We start from the raw sequence: 16,470 nt of genomic DNA, 5'->3' as shown, positions 1-16,470 counted from the left end.
ATCATTGTCATGGCACGTTTCTTCCGTCGTCGTAAGTTCTGCCGTTTCACCGCCGAAGGCGTGAAAGAGATCGACTACAAGGATCTCAACACCCTGAAGGCCTACGTCTCCGAAACCGGCAAGATCGTCCCGAGCCGTATCACTGGCACCAAGGCCAAGTACCAGCGTCAGCTGGGCGCCGCCATCAAGCGTGCCCGTTACCTGGCCCTGCTGCCCTACACCGACAGCCACGGTCGTTGATCGACGCCTGAGCACGGATAACGGATAAACACGGCATGCGGCCTCTGGCTGAGTTCATCATGCGCGGCCGTACTCAGGCCACCCTGGTGGTGGTGCTGGGCGCGATCGTGCCGCTGCTGTACTGGATGACCGCTGCCGGTGGCAGCCTGGTGCTGTTGCGCCGGGGACCTGCCGCGGCGGCCGGGGTGCTGGTCTGGGCCCTGCTGCCGGCGCTGTTCTGGCTGTATCTGGGTGATGCCAGCATTCTGCTGGTGTTGCTGGGTTCGACGCTGCTGGCGGCGATATTGCGCCAGAGCGGGTCCTGGACGCGGGTGCTGCTGGCCAGTGTCCCCCTGGGACTGGCCTTCGCGCTGGTGCTGGGCCAGGTCTACGCCGAGGGGATCGCGCAGCTGGCGGACGAAATCCGCCAGATGTTGCCCAAGGTGCTGGGCCCGAGCGCGGCGCAGTTGCCGCCGGAAAAGCAGGCGCAGTTGCAGTTGTTGCTGCTGCCCGTGCTGACCGGCCTGATGGCGGCGTTCTTCCAGATCACCTGCCTGCTGTGCCTGATGTTGGGGCGCTACTGGCAGGCGGCGCTGTACAACCCCCAGGGGTTCGGGCGTGAGTTCCGGGCCCTGAGGCTACGTCCAGCCATCGCGCTCGGCCTGCTGGCCCTGCTGGTGCTGGCGCCGAACCTGGGCAGTGGGCTTGGCCTGCTGACCCCGCTGTGCAGCGTGCCGCTGGCGTTCGCCGGCATCGCCCTGCTGCACGGGCTGGTGGCGGCCAAGCGCCTGGCGGGCTTCTGGCTGGTGGGGCTGTACGTGACGCTGCTGCTGTTCGGGCAGCTGATCTATCCGTTGTTGGTGATTCTGGCTGTGATCGATAGCGTGTTCGATTTCCGTGGGCGGTCTGCGCAAGAGCCGCAGGGGCCGACGGACGGTGAAGGTTAAAAGTTAAGAGGAAAGACTCAATGGATGTCATCCTGCTGGAAAAGATCGCCAACCTGGGCAACCTGGGCGACAAAGTGAACGTCAAGGGCGGCTACGCCCGTAACTTCCTGCTGCCGCAGGGCAAGGCCACCGCAGCTACCGCTGCCAACGTCGAGGCTTTCGAAGCTCGTCGCGCCGAGCTCGAGAAGCAGGCTGCCGAGAAGAAGGCCCAGGCCGACGCCCGTGCCGCAAAGCTGGCTGAACTGACCGTGACCATCGCCGCCAACTCCGGCGACGAAGGCAAGCTGTTCGGTTCCATCGGCACCCGCGACATCGCCGAAGCCGTCAGCGCCGCTGGCGTCGAGCTGGACAAGAGCGAAGTTCGCCTGCCCAACGGCGCCCTGCGCAACACCGGCGAATACGATGTCGAAGTGCACCTGCACACCGACGTCGAAGCCACCGTCAAGGTCGTCGTCGTCGCTGAGTAAGCGCGCCGTCGCCTGACTGGCGGACTTGCGCCCCGGCGCCGGTCTGCCGACAATCGGGCACGTCATTGCCAAGGCAGTGACGTGCCCTTTGTCTTTTCTGCCGTTTCGAAAATCATTTCGCCACCCGCAACGGGGGCCCAAGACCTGCGCATGAACGAGATTTCCCTGCCCGAGCAGTACGATCTGCAGACCGCTGCCCTCAAGGTACCGCCGCACTCCATCGAGGCCGAACAGGCCGTGCTGGGCGGTCTGATGCTGGACAACAATGCCTGGGAGCGCGTGCTCGATCAGGTGTCCGATGGCGACTTCTATCGGCACGATCACCGACTTATCTTCCGCGCCGTGGCCCGCCTGGCCGAGCGCAACCAGCCGTTCGACGTGGTGACCCTGTCCGAGCAGCTGGACAACGAAGGCCAACTGCCCCAGGTGGGCGGCCTGGCCTACCTGGCCGAGCTGGCGAAGAACACCCCCTCGGTCGCCAACATCAAGGCCTATGCGCAGATCGTCCGCGAGCGGGCCACCCTGCGCCAGCTGATCGGCATCAGCGCCGACATCGCCGACAGCGCCTACAACCCGGAAGGGCGCGGGGCCAACGACCTGCTCGACGAAGCCGAGCGCAAGATCTTCGAGATCGCCGAGGCGCGTCCCAAGTCCGGCGGCCCGGTCGGGGTGAACGACATCCTGACCAAGGCCATCGACCGCATCGATACGCTGTTCAATTCCAGCGACGCCATCACCGGCGTCTCCACTGGCTTCGCCGACCTGGACGAGAAGACCAGCGGCCTGCAGCCGGCGGACCTGATCATCGTCGCCGGCCGCCCGTCCATGGGCAAGACCACCTTCGCCATGAACCTGGTGGAGAACGCGGTGCTGCGCACCGACAAGGCAGTGCTGGTGTTCTCCCTGGAGATGCCCGCCGACTCCATCGTGCTGCGGATGCTCTCGTCCCTCGGCCGCATCGACCAGACCAAGGTGCGTTCCGGCAAGCTGGACGATGACGACTGGCCGCGACTGACCTCGGCGGTCAACCTGCTCAACGACCGCAAGCTGTTCATCGACGATACCGCCGGCATCAGCCCCTCGGAAATGCGTGCCCGCACCCGTCGCCTGGTGCGCGAGCACGGCGATCTGGCCTTGATCATGGTGGATTACCTGCAGCTGATGCAGATCGGCGGCAGCAGTGGCGAGAACCGCACCGCCGAGATATCCGAGATCTCGCGTTCGCTCAAGGGCCTGGCGAAGGAGTTCAACTGCCCGGTGGTGGCGCTCTCCCAGCTCAACCGCTCGCTGGAGCAGCGGCCGAACAAGCGTCCGGTGAACTCCGACCTGCGTGAATCGGGCGCCATCGAGCAGGACGCCGACGTCATCATGTTCGTCTACCGGGACGAGGTGTATCACCCGGAGACCGAGTACAAGGGCGTGGCGGAAATCATCATCGGCAAGCAGCGTAACGGGCCGATCGGCACCACGCGGCTGGCCTTCATCGGCAAATACACCCGGTTCGAGAATCTCGCGCCCGGCAGCTACGTTTTCGAGGACGAATGATGGTCAAGGACAAGCTGAAGATCGCCGTCCTGCTCGGCGGCACCAGCGAGGAGCGCGATGTGTCCATCGCCAGTGGCGCCCAGGTGGTGGCGGCCCTGCGCCGGCGCGGGCACCAGGTGGTGACCGTGGACACCGCCCTGGGCCTGCTCGACGAAGACGCCGAGCGGGCGCTGCTGGAGGCCCGGGTCGGCCTCGAGCCGCCGGAGCGGACCGCCCTGGCGCGGATGCGTGGCCAGGATGCCGGCGCCGTGCTCAGTCGCGCCGAACTGGGTGACCAGGATCTGCTGTTCCTCGCCCTGCACGGCGGGACCGGTGAGAACGGCACCTTGCAGACCCTGCTCGACCTGGCCGAGCTGAGCTACACCGGCAGTGGCCGGGTGGGCAGCGCCGTGGCCATGGACAAGGACCTCAGCAAGCGGCTGTTCCGCGCCGCCGGGGTGCCTACCGCCGACTGGCTGATGGCACCGGTGGATGCCCAGGCGGTGGCCGAGACCCTGGGCTTCCCGGTGATCGTCAAGCCCAGCCAGCAGGGCTCCACCGTAGGGCTGACCAAGGTCAGCCGCGCCGAGGAGCTGCAGCCGGCCATCGAGCTGGCGCTGCGCTACGACCGCGAGGTGATGATCGAGCGCTTCGTCGCCGGGCGCGAGCTGACCGTCGGCGTGCTGGGCGACCAGCCGCTGGCAGTGGGCGAGATCGTCCTCGGCCAGAGCGGGGTGTTCGACTACACCAGCAAGTACCAGCCCCAGGGCGCGGTCGAGGTATTCCCCGCCGAGGTCTCCATGGAGATCGCCGCGGAAGCGCGCCGGCTGGCCCTGGCCGCGCACCGGGCGCTCAAGCTGGACGGCTACAGCCGCGCCGACTTCCGCCTGGACGCCGAAGGGCGGCTATGGTGCCTGGAGGTCAATACCCTGCCGGGCATGACCGCCACCAGCCTGCTGCCGCAATCGGCCGCGGCGGTCGGCATCGACTTCGACGAGCTCTGCGAACGCATCTGCCGGCTCGCCCTGCAGGCCTGACCCCTCCGCAGCCGACGCCGCTATCGCTTCGGGCGGTGGCGGCTGCGTCCCGTGCCGAAGCCAGATGCGGACCCGCCGCCATGCCCCAGACGCTGACCCCGGTGCAGACCCGGGCGCTGTTCTTCTCCGCGCTGCTGCTGTTCGTCCTGCCCTTCATCCTGGTCGACTTCCCCTATGTCGATGACAACTGGCGCATCCAGTTGCAGAACGGCCCCGAGTGGCGCCAGCAGGGCCGGGTGCTCACCGAGCTCTTCTACCGGCTGCTGACCTTCAGCGGCAGCACCCTCAATCTGTTTCCCCTGCCACTGCTGATCGCCTGCGCCGCAGCGGCCTGGGCGCTGACCGACCTGGCCCGCCACTGCTTCGGCGCGCCCCGGCCGACCCAGTGCCTGGCGCTCCTGCCGCTGTGGTTCTCGCCGTTCTGGCTGGGCAACCTGACCTACCAGTACGATGGCCCGACCATGGCCCTGAGCTTGGTGGCGGTGATCTATGCGGTGATCTTCCGCAGTCGCCATACGGTCTTGGCGTTGCTGGTGCCGGCGCTGTTGCTGGCGGCAGCCATCGCCTTCTACCAGGTGGCGCTCAATGTCTTCCTCGGGCTCTCTTGCCTGGAGCTGATCCGCGCGGTGCAGCGCCGCGAGGCGCCGGCGCAGTCCCTGCGCCTGGTCCTGCGCCAGGGCCTGCAACTGCTGCTGGGCGGGGTGATCTATTACCTGACGGCCTACCAACTGGTGGCGACCACCCGGCATGCGGGCCTGGGCGGCGACCTGCTGCCGGTGCTCTGGCAGCGCCTGGGCGAGGTGGCCCAGAGCGTCGGCCTGCTGGTCACCCCGGGCAATCTCTGGCTGTGGTGGCTGTTCGGCGGGCTGGCCGCGCTCGGCTACGGCCTGGGCGTCCTGAGCTACGCCCGCGCCTACGGCCGGCGGGCGCTGTTGCCCCTGCTGCTGTACGGCGCGACCCTGCCGGTGCTGGCCTTCTGCGTCGCCGGCATCACCCTGCTGTTCAGCGACTTCATCCTCGAGGCCCGCACCCTGATGGGCCTGGCGGTGGTGCTGACCCTGGCGTTGCTGCTGGCCCACGACCTGCTGGAGCGCCTGCAGCCGCGCCTGACCTGGCTGCTGGTGCTGCCGCTGCTGTGGATGCTGTCGCTGGCCTATGCCTACGGCCAGGTGCTGTCGGCGCAGAAGACCTTCGAGCGCGGTTTCGTCCAGGAGCTGCACCACGACCTCAGCAGTCGCCCGGAGCTGCGCTCCTTCCAGCGCATCCTCTGGACCGGCGGGCCGCTGGAGGTGGCCTGGCTGCCGCTGGCGCAGAAGACCTTCGAGCAACTGCCGGCCTTGCCCTTCATCCTCGGGCTGTCGCCGGGCAACTTCATGATCGCCGAGCGACTGCAGGACCTGGGGGTGATCGACGATGCCGACAGCGACAGCTGTACCCAGCGCGTGGCGGTGCCCGGCGCGGCGACACGGCTGGTCGACAATCGCTTCTATGACATCTGGGCGGTGGGCCAGGACGGCTGCATCATCATGAAGCCGCAGCCGCCGTGGGTACCCTTCGAGTAGGGAGGTAGGTTGGGCTGAGCGTAGCGAAGCCCAACGATGACTTGCTCGGCCATGCCTGTTGGGCTTCGACGATGAAGCCGTCTCAGCCCAACCTACCGGTGCCTCGCTCAGCTCCGGCGCAGCTTGAAGCAGAGGAACAGGAAGGCCAGCCACACCGGGATTGCGTAGACCGACACGGCGATGCCGGGGATGCGCAGCATCAGCACCAGGATCAGGCCGACGAACGCCAGGCACAGCCAGTTGGCGAAGGGCGACCAGAACGCCGGAAAGTGCGAGGTGCGGCCGGCCTGGCGCTGGGCGGTGCGGAATTTCAGGTGGGTCAGGCTGATCAGCGCCCAGGCGATCACCAGCGAGGCCACCACCAGCGACATCAGCAGCTCCAGGGCATTCTGTGGCAGCAGGTAGTTCACCACCACGCACAGCAGGGTCACCGCCGAGGACACGGCGATGCCCAGCAGCGGCACGCCACTGCGGTTGGTGCGCAAGAGGGCGCGGGGTGCGTCGCCTTGCTCGGCCATGCCATAGAGCATGCGGCTGGTGCAGTAGACACCGCTGTTGTAGACCGACAGCGCCGCGGTCAGCACCACGAAGTTGAGCAGGTGCGCGGCGGTGTCGCTGCCGAGCAGGGCGAAGGTCTGCACGAAGGGGCTGCCGGCGTAGTCGTCACCACCGGCACCGATGCTGCGTACCAGCTCGTCCCAGGGGTGCAGCGAGAGCAGGATGGTCAGGGCGCCGACGTAGAAGATCAGGATGCGCCAGACCACCTGGTTGATGGCCTTGGGGATGACGGTGCGCGGCTGGTCGGCCTCGGCGGCGGTGATGCCCACCAGCTCCAGGCCGCCGAAGGAGAACATGATGATCGCCAGGACCGCGAACAGGCCGCTCCAGCCGTTGGGCAGGAAGCCGCCATGGCTCCAGAGGTTGCTCACCGAGGCTTCGGGCCCGCCGGCGCCGCTGATCAGCAGCCAGAGCCCGAAGGCCATCATGCCGAGGATGGCGACCACCTTGATCAGGGCGAACCAGAACTCGGTCTCGCCGAAGGCCTTCACGTTGAACAGGTTGATGGCGTTGACCAGCACGAAGAACACCAGGGCGCTGGCCCAGGTCGGTACCTCGGGCCACCAGTACTGCACGTACTTGCCCACCGCGGTGAGTTCCGACATGCCCACCAGCACATAGAGCACCCAGTAGTTCCAGCCGGAGAGAAAGCCCGGGAAGCGACCCCAGTAGCGACTGGCGAAGTGGCTGAAGGAGCCGGCCACCGGCTCCTCGACGATCATCTCGCCGAGCTGGCGCATGATCAGGAAGGCGATGAAGCCGGCGATGGCGTAGCCGAGGATCATCGCCGGACCGGCCGACTTGAGCACCCCGGCCGAGCCGAGGAACAGGCCGGTGCCGATGGCCCCGCCGAGGGCGATCAACTGGATATGACGATTCTTCAGGCCGCGCTGCAACTGGCCGGCGGCGGGTTGGGGCTGGGACATGGACGGGGGTGTCTCGGTGGTGGGGAGGGAGCGGGGGGTTATGGTAGCACTCCTGTCGAGTCAGGCCGCTGCGGGGGCTTTCCCTCACCCCGGCCCTCTCCCCGAGGGAGAGGGGGAAGAGCGTGTTGTGGCAGGGAATTGCCGTTGGATATCTCTCCTCGGTCCTCTCCTGGGAGAAAGGGGCGGCTACGTGTGGACAAGGCTGCGCCGTTGTCCACCCTACGGCTGAAAAGCATTGCCGACGGGTTTCTCTCACCTCGGGTTTCTCTCGGAGAGAGGGGGGGGAAGAGCGTGCTGCGGGTGGGAATTGCCTTTGGGTATCTCTCCTCGGTCCTTTCTTGGGAGAAAGGGGCGGCTGCGCCTGGACAAGGCTGCGCCGTTGTCCACCCTACGACTGAAAGGCATTGCCGATGGGTTTCTCTCACCTCGGTTCTCTCTCGGAGAGAGAGGGGGAAGAGCGTGCTGCGGGTGGGAATTGCCGTTGGGTATCTTTCCTCGGTCCTCTCTTGGGCGAAAGGGGCGGCTACGCGTGGACAAGGCTGCGCCGTTGTCCACCCTACGGCTGGAGGGCAGGGCCGATGGGCTTCCCTCTCCCCCTGGCCCTCTCTCAAAGGGAGAGGGGGACGAGTAGGGGCGCGAGGTGCTTTTGCCCCCTCTCCCCCGGGGAGAGGGTTGGGGTGAGGGCAGGGCGAAGGCAGCCGCCCGATAGCCAAAGGCAATCGATGTCCGGGGGCTGAACTGGTCATTTTTTGTGCTATTCTTCGCGCCCTCCCAAAACACCCCTTTCCCGGAAGCTGCCATGCAAGCCGCCACGCCGCTGTTCGACTATCCGAAATACTGGGCCGAGTGCTTCGGTCCGGCGCCGTTCCTGCCCATGAGTCGGGCGGAAATGGACCAACTCGGCTGGGACAGCTGCGACATCATCATCGTCACCGGGGACGCCTACGTCGATCATCCGTCCTTCGGCATGGCCATCATCGGCCGCCTGCTGGAAGCCCAGGGCTTCCGCGTGGGCATCATCGCCCAGCCGGCCTGGCAGTCGAAGGACGACTTCATGCAGCTCGGCGAGCCGAATCTGTTCTTCGGCGTGGCCGCGGGCAACATGGACTCCATGATCAACCGCTACACCGCCGACAAGAAGATCCGCTCCGACGATGCCTATACCCCGGGCAACGTCGCCGGCAAGCGCCCGGATCGCGCCAGCCTGGTCTACAGCCAGCGCTGCAAGGAGGCCTACAGCCACGTGCCGGTGGTGCTCGGCGGCATCGAGGCATCGCTGCGCCGGATCGCCCACTACGACTATTGGCAGGACAAGGTCCGCCGCTCGATCCTGATGGACGCCACCGCCGACATCCTGCTCTATGGCAACGCCGAGCGGGCGGTGGTCGAGATCGCCCAGCGGCTGTCGCGCGGCGAGCAGGTCGAGTCCATCACCGATGTGCGCGGCACCGCCTTCATCCGCCGCGATACGCCCGAGGGCTGGTTCGAGGTCGATTCGACCCGCATCGACCGCCCCGGTCGTGTCGACAAGATCATCAATCCCTACGTCAATACGCAGGACACCGAGGCCTGCGCCATCGAGCAGGCCAAGGGTGAGGTCGAGGACCCCAACGAAGCCAAGGTGGTGCAGCTGCTGGACAGCCCGCGCATGACCCGCGAGAAGACGGTGATTCGCCTGCCGTCCTTCGAGAAGGTGCGCAACGACCCGGTGCTCTATGCCCACGCCAACCGCGTGCTGCACCTGGAGACCAATCCGGGCAACGCCCGCGCCCTGGTGCAGAAGCATGGCGAGGTGGACGTCTGGTTCACGCCGCCGCCCATCCCCATGACCACCGAGGAAATGGACTATGTGTTCGGCATGCCCTATGCGCGGGTGCCGCACCCGGCCTATGGCAAGGAAAAGATCCCGGCCTACGAGATGATCCGCTTCTCGGTGAACATCATGCGCGGCTGCTTTGGTGGCTGCACCTTCTGCTCCATCACCGAGCACGAAGGCCGGATCATCCAGAATCGCTCCCACGACTCGATCATCCGCGAGATCGAGGAGATGCGCGACAAGGTGCCGGGCTTCACCGGCGTGGTCTCGGACCTCGGCGGGCCGACCGCCAACATGTACCGCATCGCCTGCAAGGACCCGGAGATCGAGCGCCACTGCCGCAAGCCGTCGTGCGTGTTCCCCGGCATCTGCGAGAACCTCAACACCGATCACTCGTCCTTGATCGAGCTGTACCGCAAGGCGCGGGCGCTGCCGGGGGTGAAGAAGATCCTGATCGCCTCGGGGCTGAGATACGACCTGGCCGTGGAGTCGCCCGAGTACGTCAAGGAGCTGGTCACCCACCATGTCGGTGGCTACCTGAAGATCGCGCCCGAGCACACCGAGCGCGGTCCGTTGGACAAGATGATGAAGCCCGGCATCGGCAGCTACGACCGCTTCAAGCAGATGTTCGAGAAGTACACCAAGGAGGCGGGCAAGGAGCAGTACCTGATCCCCTACTTCATCGCCGCGCACCCGGGCACCACCGACGAGGACATGATGAACCTCGCCCTGTGGCTCAAGCGCAACGGCTTCCGCGCGGACCAGGTGCAGGCCTTCTATCCCTCGCCGATGGCCACTGCCACGGCCATGTACCACTCGGGCAAGAATCCGCTGCGCAAGGTCACCTACAAGAGCGACGGTGTGACCATCGTCAAGAGCGACCAGCAGCGCCGCCTGCACAAGGCCTTCCTGCGCTACCACGATCCCAAGGGCTGGCCGATGCTGCGCGAGGCCTTGGAGCGCATGGGCCGCGCCGACCTGATCGGGCCCGGCAAGCACCAGTTGATCCCGGCCACCCAGCCGGTGGGCGATGGCGGCTACCAGAGCGCCCGGCGCAAGAACTCCACCCCGGTGGGCAGCAAGAAGACCGGCACCGGTGGCGGCCGCATCCTCACCCAGCATACCGGCCTGCCGCCGCGCGCCAGCGACGGCAGCAAGGCCTGGGACAAGGGCCAGGAAGGCCAGGCCGCCGGCTACGCCAAGGGCGGCCCGCGCAAGAAGTCGCGCCGCCAGCCGAACATGCCGCGCTGAGGCGAGGGCAGGAGAAAAGGGGAGGCCGAGGCCTCCCCTTTTTTATGGGCGTTAGATCAGGCGTGGGGTTGTTGGGCTTCGACGGTGGAGCTGTCTCAACCCAACCTACCGGGGCCTGGCGTAGGTTGGGTTGAGCGCAGCGAAGCCCAACGCTGAGGATTACCCGCGCAATTCGGCGAAGTGGGCCTGCATGCGATTGGCGTCGGCGGTGCGGCCGCTGAAGAGTTCGAAGGCCTTGACCGCCTGGAACACGGCCATGGTGCCGCCGTCGAGGGTGCGGCAGCCGAGGGCGCGGGCGTGGCGCAGCAGTTCGGTTTCCAGCGGAAAGTAGATGATCTCGGCGACCCACAGGCCGGGGTGCAGCAGCTCGGCCGGCAAGGGCAGGCCGGGCAGCTTGGCCATGCCCACCGGCGAGGTGTTGACCAGCCCGTCGGCGGCGGCCAGGGCTGCGGCCTGGTCGGTGCCGACCGCGGCGCGGCCGGAGCCGAAGTGACGGGTCAGGTTGTCCACCAGGACCTGGGCGCGCTCGGCCTCGACGTCGAAGATGAACAGCTGGTCGACGCCCTCGGCGAGCAGGGCATGGGCCACGGCGCTACCGGCGCCGCCGGCGCCCAGTTGCACCACCAGGCGCTTGGCCACGTCCGGCAGGCCGCGGCGGAAGCCTTCGGCGAAGCCCAGGCAGTCGGTGTTGTGGCCCACGGCGCGGCCGTCGGCCAGCACCACGGTATTCACCGCGCCGATGCCACGGGCCTCCGGGGAGAGGTCGTCGAGCAGCGGAATGATCGCCTGCTTGCAGGGAAAGGTGATGTTGAGGCCGGTGAAGCCGGTGCGCTGGGCCGCCTGCAGCAGTTCGGGCAGGGCGTCGGCGGTGAGGCCGAGCGCGTCCAGGTCGATCAGGCGGTAGAGGTACCTGAGGCCCTGGGCGTCGCCTTCGCGTTCGTGCATGGCGGGTGTCAGCGAAGCCTGGATGCCGGCGCCGATGAGGCCGGCGAGGACGGATTTGGGTGCGGTCATGGCGTTAGTTTCCCTGGTGGGCGATGAGGGCGCTGATGGCGGCGCGATAGCCCTGGCTGCCGAGGCCGCAGATGACGCCGACGGCGATGCCCGAGACATAGGAATGATGCCGGAAGGCCTCACGGCGATGAACGTTGGACAGGTGCACCTCGTAGACCGGCAGTTCGCTGGCCACCAGGGCGTCGCGCAGGGCCACCGAGGTATGGGTCCAGGCGGCGGGGTTGATCACCACCCCGGCGTAGGCGCCGCGGGCCTGATGGATCCAGTCGAGCAATTCGCCTTCGTGGTTGGTCTGGCGGAAATCCACCTCGTAACCACGTTCGGCGGCGGTCTCGGTGCATAGCCGGGCGACGTCGGCCAGGGTCTCGTGGCCGTAGGTGGCGGGTTCGCGGGTGCCGAGCAGGTTGAGGTTGGGGCCGTTGAGCACCAGGATGCGACGGGAGGACATGACAGCTTTCTCTCTTGTTGTCTTGCCGGGCAGGCACTGCCCGGCGCTGGAGAGAAAATGTACCAGCCGGTTAATTTCGTCAATCGACTCGGCTGGGCGGGCGCCGGGGCAGGCTGCGGAAACGTTCGATTATCGACCTTGGCCCGCTAGATCGCCACCAGTCCGCGCACGCCCTCGGCCTCCATGTCGGCGCCACGCCCACGCTGGACGATCTCGCCGCGGGACATCACCAGGTAGCCATCGGCCAGTTCGCTGGCGAAGTCGTAAAACTGCTCCACCAGCAGGATGGCCATGTCGCCGCGCTTGGCCAGGTGAGCGATGACGGTGCCGATCTCCTTGATCACCGAGGGCTGGATGCCTTCGGTGGGTTCGTCGAGGATCAGCAGGCGCGGGCGGCTGGCCAGGGCGCGGCCGATGGCCAGCTGCTGCTGCTGGCCGCCGGAGAGATCGCCGCCGCGGCGCTGGCGCATCTGCCGGAGCACCGGGAAGAGTTCGTAGATGAACTCCGGCACCTCGCGCGCCTCCCGGGCGGGAAAGCGCGACAGGCCCATGAGCAGATTTTCTTCGACGGTGAGGCGCGGAAAGATCTCGCGGCCCTGGGGCACGTAGGCGATGCCGGATTGCACCCGCTGGTGCGGCTTGCGGCCGGTGATGTCCTGGCCTTCCCAGGTGACGCTGCCGCGCTTGGCCGGGATCAGGCCCATGAGGCAGCGCAGCAGGGTGGTCTTGCCGACGCCGTTGCGGCCGAGCAGGCTGGTGACCTCGCCGATGGGCGCCTCGAAGGACAGGCCACGGAGGATGTGGCTGCCGCCGTAGTATTGATGGAGTTCGTTGACCTGGAGCATGGGGGCCTCGGCCTTTTGAGCGGGTCCGGGCGGGCAGTGCGCCTGCCGGACGTAGGTTGGGTTGAGCGTAGCGAAGCCCAACAACGCGCCACCTCAAACAGCGTTGGGCTTCGACGGTGGAGCCGTCTCAACCCAACCTACGGGTAGGCGTTTGTCGGCGCGGCGCTAGCGCCCCAGATACACCTCGATCACCTGTTCGTTGGCCTGGACCTGGTCCAGCGAGCCCTCGGCCAGGACGTGGCCCTGGTGCAGCACGGTGACGTGGTCGGCGATGCTGCCGACGAAGCCCATGTCGTGCTCCACCACCATCAGCGAGTGCCGGGGTACCAGCGACTTGAACAGTTCGGCGGTGAATTCGGTCTCGGCGTCGGTCATGCCGGCCACCGGTTCGTCGAGCAGCAGGAGTTGCGGTTCCTGCACCAGCAGCATGCCGATCTCGAGGAATTGCTTCTGGCCGTGGGAGAGCAGGCCGGCGGTGCGGCCGCGCGACTCCTGCAGGCGGATAGTGGTGAGCACCTCCTCCAGGCGATCGCGCTGCGCACCGGTGAGGCGTGCGCGGAGGCTGGCCCACACCGACTTGTCGGTGCGCTGCGCCAGTTCCAGGTTTTCCCAGACGGTCAGGGCTTCGAATACCGTGGGCTTCTGGAACTTGCGGCCGATGCCGGCCTGGGCGATCTCCACCGGTTGCAGGCGGGTGAGGTCGAGGGTCTCGCCGAACCAGGCCGTGCCGCGGTCCGGGCGGGTCTTGCCGGTGATGACGTCCATCATGGTGGTCTTGCCGGCGCCGTTGGGGCCGATGATGCAGCGCAATTCGCCGACGCCGATGTAGAGGTTGAGGTCGCGCAGCGCCTTGAAGCCGTCGAAGCTGACCTCGATGCCTTCCAGGCTGAGGATGGTGCCGTGGCGGGTATCCAGGCCCTGGCCGGCGCGATGGCCGAGGCCGCTGGCTTCGCCGCCGATGCCGGGGTCGAGCACCTCGGCGGCCAGCGGGGGGACGGGGGCGGCTTTCATGCGTCACGCTCCTTCTTGATGAGGCCGATCACGCCACGTGGCAGATAGAGGGTGACGACGATGAACAGGGCGCCGAGGAAGAACAGCCAGTACTCGGGGAAGGCCACGGTGAACCAGCTCTTGGCGCCGTTGACGATGCCGGCGCCGAGCACCGGGCCGATCAGGCTGCCGCGTCCGCCGAGGGCAACCCAGATGGCCGCTTCGATGGAGTTGGTCGGCGCCATCTCGCTGGGGTTGATGATGCCCACCTGGGGTACGTAGAGGGCGCCGGCCAGGCCGCAGAGCACCGCCGAGAGCACCCAGACGAACAGCTTGAAGCCGCGTGGATCGTAGCCGCAGAAGGTCACCCGGTTCTCGGCGTCGCGGATCGCCGTGAGGATGCGGCCGAACTTGCTCTGCGCCAGCCGCCAGCCGAGCCAGAGGCTGGCCACCAGCAGCGTCACGGTGAGCAGGAAGAGCACCGCGCGGGTGCCCTGGGCCGCCACCGGGAAGCCCAGCAGGGTGGTGAAGCCGGTGAAGCCGTTGTTGCCGCCGAAGCCGGTCTCGTTGCGGAAGAACAGCAGCATGCCGGCGTAGGTCAGGGCCTGGGTCATGATCGAGAAGTAGACCCCCTTGATCTTCGAGCGGAAGGCGAAGAAGCCGAACACCAGGGCCAGCAGGCCGGGCGCCAGCACCGCCAGGCACAGGGCCCAGAGGAAGTGGTCGGTGCCGGCCCAGAACCAGGGATAGCTGCTCCAGGAGAGGAAGCTCATGAAGGGTGGCAGGCCGTCACCGGCCGCCTGGCGCATCAGGTACATGCCCATGGCGTAGCCGCCGAGGGCGAAGAACAGCCCGTGGCCCAGGGAGAGCATGCCGGCGTAGCCCCAGACCAGGTCCAGCGCCAGGGCGACGATGGCGTAACAGAGGATCTTGCCCACCAGGGTGAGGGTATAGGCCGAGACCTGGAAGGGGTTGTCGGCCGGTAGCAGGGACAGCAGCGGCAGCGCCAGCAGCACGGCGAGGGCCAGGCCGAGCACGGCCAGGCTCAGGCGCGGGCCGACTTTCTGCACGGCGGTAAGGGCGAGTGGCTGGTTCAATCGATGACCCTCCCCTTGAGGGCGAACAGGCCCTGGGGCCTGCGCTGGATGAACAGGATGATCAGGCCGAGGATGAGGATCTTGCCCAGCACGGCGCCGATCTGCGGCTCGAGGATCTTGTTGACGATGCCGAGGCCGAAGGCGGCCAGCACGCTGCCGGCCAGTTGGCCGACGCCGCCCAGCACCACCACCAGGAAGGAATCGATGATGTAGCTCTGGCCGAGGTCGGGGCCGACGTTGCCGATCTGCGACAGGGCCACGCCACCCAGGCCGGCGATGCCGGAGCCGAGGCCGAAGGCGAGCATGTCGATGCGGCCGGTGGGCACGCCGCAGCAGGCGGCCATGTTGCGATTCTGGGTCACGGCGCGCACGTTCAGGCCCAGGCGGGTCTTGTTCAGCAGGGTCCAGGTCAGGATCAGCACGAAGACCACGAAGCCGAGGATGATCACCCGGTTCCAGGGCAGGAGCAGGTTGGGCAGCACCTGGATACCGCCGGACAGCCAGGCCGGGTTGGCCACCTCGACGTTCTGGGCGCCGAACAGCACCCGCACCGCCTGGATCAGCATCAGGCTGATGCCCCAGGTCGCCAGCAGGGTTTCCAGCGGCCGGCCATAGAGGTGGCGGATCACGGTGCGCTCCAGCGCCATGCCGATGGCGGCGGTGACCGCGAAGGCCACCGGCAGCGCCAGCAGGGGATACCAGGCCAGCCATTCCGGCGCCAGGCGTTGCAGGGTCAGCTGCACCACGTAGGTGGCGTAGGCGCCGAGCATCAGCATCTCGCCATGGGCCATGTTGATGACGCCGAGCAGGCCATAGGTGATGGCCAGGCCCAGGGCGGCCAGCAGCAGGATGGAGCCCAGCGACAGGCCGGTGAAGGCCTGGCCGAGCAGATCGCCCAGCAGCAGTTTGCGGTCCACCTGGGCGAGGCCGGTGGCGGCGGCCTTGCGCACCTCTTCGTTGGCTTCCACGGCCGGATCGAGCAGGGCCTGCAGGCGGGTCTTGGCCTGGGGCTCGCCGGACTCGCCGAGCAGCCGCACCGCGGCCAGGCGCACCGCCGGATCGGGATCGGTCAGCTGGAGATTGGCCAGGGCGGCGGTGAGGGCGCGCTTGACGTCCTTGTCCGCCTCGGTCTGCAGGCGCTTTTCCAGGAAGGCGCGCTGCTCGGGCTTGGCATCCTGGCGCAGCGCCTGGGCGGCGCCCAGGCGGACGCTGGCATCGGCGGAGAGCAGCTGGCCGCTGGCCTGGGCGGCACCGATGAGGATGCGCAGGCGATTGTTCAGGCGGATCGGCTTGGGGGACCCGCTGGGGGCAGTGGCGTCACCCTCGGCGGCGGTATAGGTGTCGCCGGTCTTGTAGAAGGGCCGCTTGGTGTCGTCGGTATAGAGGCGACCGTCCTGCAGCGCCTGGAGCACCGGGAGCTGGGCCGGAGCGGGCGCGGCGGCCCAGTCCTGCAGCAGTTTGGCCTGGTCGGTGGGACTGGCGGCGGCCAGGTCGGCGGCGGGGCCGGCCTGGGCAAAGCCGGCGAGCAGCGACAGCAGGGGCAGAAGAAAAAGGCGTAGTGACATGCTCGGCCTCGTCGGTGGGTAAAGGCTCCTGCGCGCGGGCCCGAGAGCGGGCGTGCGTGGCCTCGTTTCTGGTGCCAGGCACCGGGCCGTGTGGCCAGGTGCGCTGGCGGGCCCTCACCCTGGCCCTCTCCCAGGGGGCGAGGAGGCAGAGCGGAGCGGTGGTGCTGCGGCGCTTCCGGTGTTGGCGGGAGGTGCCTTGGCCCT

At 67.5% G+C, this 16,470-nt stretch carries 14 protein-coding genes; 7 read left to right on the top strand and 7 right to left on the bottom strand.

Translation table 11 applies throughout. The features are described from left to right. Nucleotides 1-9: 9 nt before the first annotated feature. From rpsR to FSV73_RS22735, 6 genes are all read left to right on the top strand, one after another. The gene (gene rpsR, locus FSV73_RS22760; protein ID WP_059316384.1) at nt 10-240 is read left to right on the top strand and encodes a 30S ribosomal protein S18; all 231 of its coding nucleotides are present in this window, start codon (nt 10-12) and stop codon (nt 238-240) included. Nucleotides 241-275: 35 nt separating this feature from the next. Beyond that, complete coding sequence (locus FSV73_RS22755) at nt 276-1,166, top strand: hypothetical protein (RefSeq protein WP_145011906.1); 891 nt, start codon at nt 276-278, stop codon at nt 1,164-1,166. A gap of 20 nt (nt 1,167-1,186) precedes the next feature. Then, on the top strand, nt 1,187-1,633 hold the full coding sequence (gene rplI / locus FSV73_RS22750; RefSeq protein WP_059231672.1) for a 50S ribosomal protein L9: 447 nt from the start codon (nt 1,187-1,189) through the stop codon (nt 1,631-1,633). Nucleotides 1,634-1,783: 150 nt separating this feature from the next. Beyond that, complete coding sequence (gene dnaB, locus FSV73_RS22745) at nt 1,784-3,178, top strand: replicative DNA helicase (protein ID WP_145011903.1); 1,395 nt, start codon at nt 1,784-1,786, stop codon at nt 3,176-3,178. Further along, the gene (locus tag FSV73_RS22740; RefSeq protein WP_145012062.1) at nt 3,178-4,194 is read left to right on the top strand and encodes a D-alanine--D-alanine ligase; all 1,017 of its coding nucleotides are present in this window, start codon (nt 3,178-3,180) and stop codon (nt 4,192-4,194) included. Before dnaB ends, FSV73_RS22740 begins: the two co-directional genes overlap by 1 nt. Before the next feature lie 80 nt (nt 4,195-4,274). Continuing rightward, entirely contained in the window at nt 4,275-5,756 is a 1,482-nt protein-coding gene (locus FSV73_RS22735) for a glucosyltransferase domain-containing protein (protein WP_145011900.1), read from the top strand. A 107-nt stretch (nt 5,757-5,863) separates the two neighbouring features. Here FSV73_RS22735 and FSV73_RS22730 read toward each other — a convergent pair whose 3' ends face one another. Continuing rightward, nucleotides 5,864-7,240 (bottom strand): amino acid permease, encoded by a 1,377-nt coding sequence (locus tag FSV73_RS22730; protein ID WP_145011897.1) that lies wholly within the window; start codon nt 7,238-7,240, stop codon nt 5,864-5,866. A gap of 799 nt (nt 7,241-8,039) precedes the next feature. Here FSV73_RS22730 and FSV73_RS22725 point away from each other — a divergent pair. Continuing rightward, nucleotides 8,040-10,307, top strand: a complete 2,268-nt coding sequence (locus tag FSV73_RS22725; RefSeq protein WP_145011894.1) for a YgiQ family radical SAM protein — start codon at nt 8,040-8,042, stop codon at nt 10,305-10,307. A gap of 159 nt (nt 10,308-10,466) precedes the next feature. On the opposite strand, the gene FSV73_RS22720 is transcribed toward FSV73_RS22725, so the two are convergent. From FSV73_RS22720 to urtB, 6 genes are all read right to left on the bottom strand, one after another. Beyond that, a complete protein-coding gene (locus FSV73_RS22720; protein WP_145011891.1) occupies nt 10,467-11,321 on the bottom strand; it encodes a shikimate dehydrogenase in 855 nt (284 codons plus the stop codon). A gap of 4 nt (nt 11,322-11,325) precedes the next feature. After that, nucleotides 11,326-11,769 carry a type II 3-dehydroquinate dehydratase gene (gene aroQ / locus FSV73_RS22715; RefSeq protein WP_145011888.1) on the bottom strand — a complete coding sequence of 148 codons (444 nt, stop codon included), beginning with the start codon at nt 11,767-11,769 and terminating at the stop codon, nt 11,326-11,328. 146 nt (nt 11,770-11,915) lie between these two features. Continuing rightward, nucleotides 11,916-12,614, bottom strand: coding sequence for an urea ABC transporter ATP-binding subunit UrtE (urtE, locus tag FSV73_RS22710; protein WP_145011885.1), 699 nt, complete (start codon nt 12,612-12,614; stop codon nt 11,916-11,918). 165 nt (nt 12,615-12,779) lie between these two features. Next, entirely contained in the window at nt 12,780-13,625 is an 846-nt protein-coding gene (urtD, locus tag FSV73_RS22705) for an urea ABC transporter ATP-binding protein UrtD (protein WP_145011882.1), read from the bottom strand. After that, nucleotides 13,622-14,701: an urea ABC transporter permease subunit UrtC gene (gene urtC, locus FSV73_RS22700; RefSeq protein ID WP_145011879.1), complete on the bottom strand. Its 1,080-nt coding sequence runs from the start codon at nt 14,699-14,701 to the stop codon at nt 13,622-13,624. The genes urtD and urtC overlap by 4 nt, the downstream gene beginning before the upstream one ends. Next, nucleotides 14,698-16,266: an urea ABC transporter permease subunit UrtB gene (urtB, locus tag FSV73_RS22695; RefSeq protein WP_145011875.1), complete on the bottom strand. Its 1,569-nt coding sequence runs from the start codon at nt 16,264-16,266 to the stop codon at nt 14,698-14,700. Before urtB ends, urtC begins: the two co-directional genes overlap by 4 nt. Between the last annotated feature and the right edge of the window lie 204 nt (nt 16,267-16,470).

This window comes from Pseudomonas oryzihabitans (assembly GCF_007665395.1).
In the GTDB taxonomy this organism is placed as follows: Bacteria; Pseudomonadota; Gammaproteobacteria; order Pseudomonadales; family Pseudomonadaceae; genus Chryseomonas; species Chryseomonas psychrotolerans_C.
This window is presented reverse-complemented; position numbering and strand designations above follow the sequence as displayed.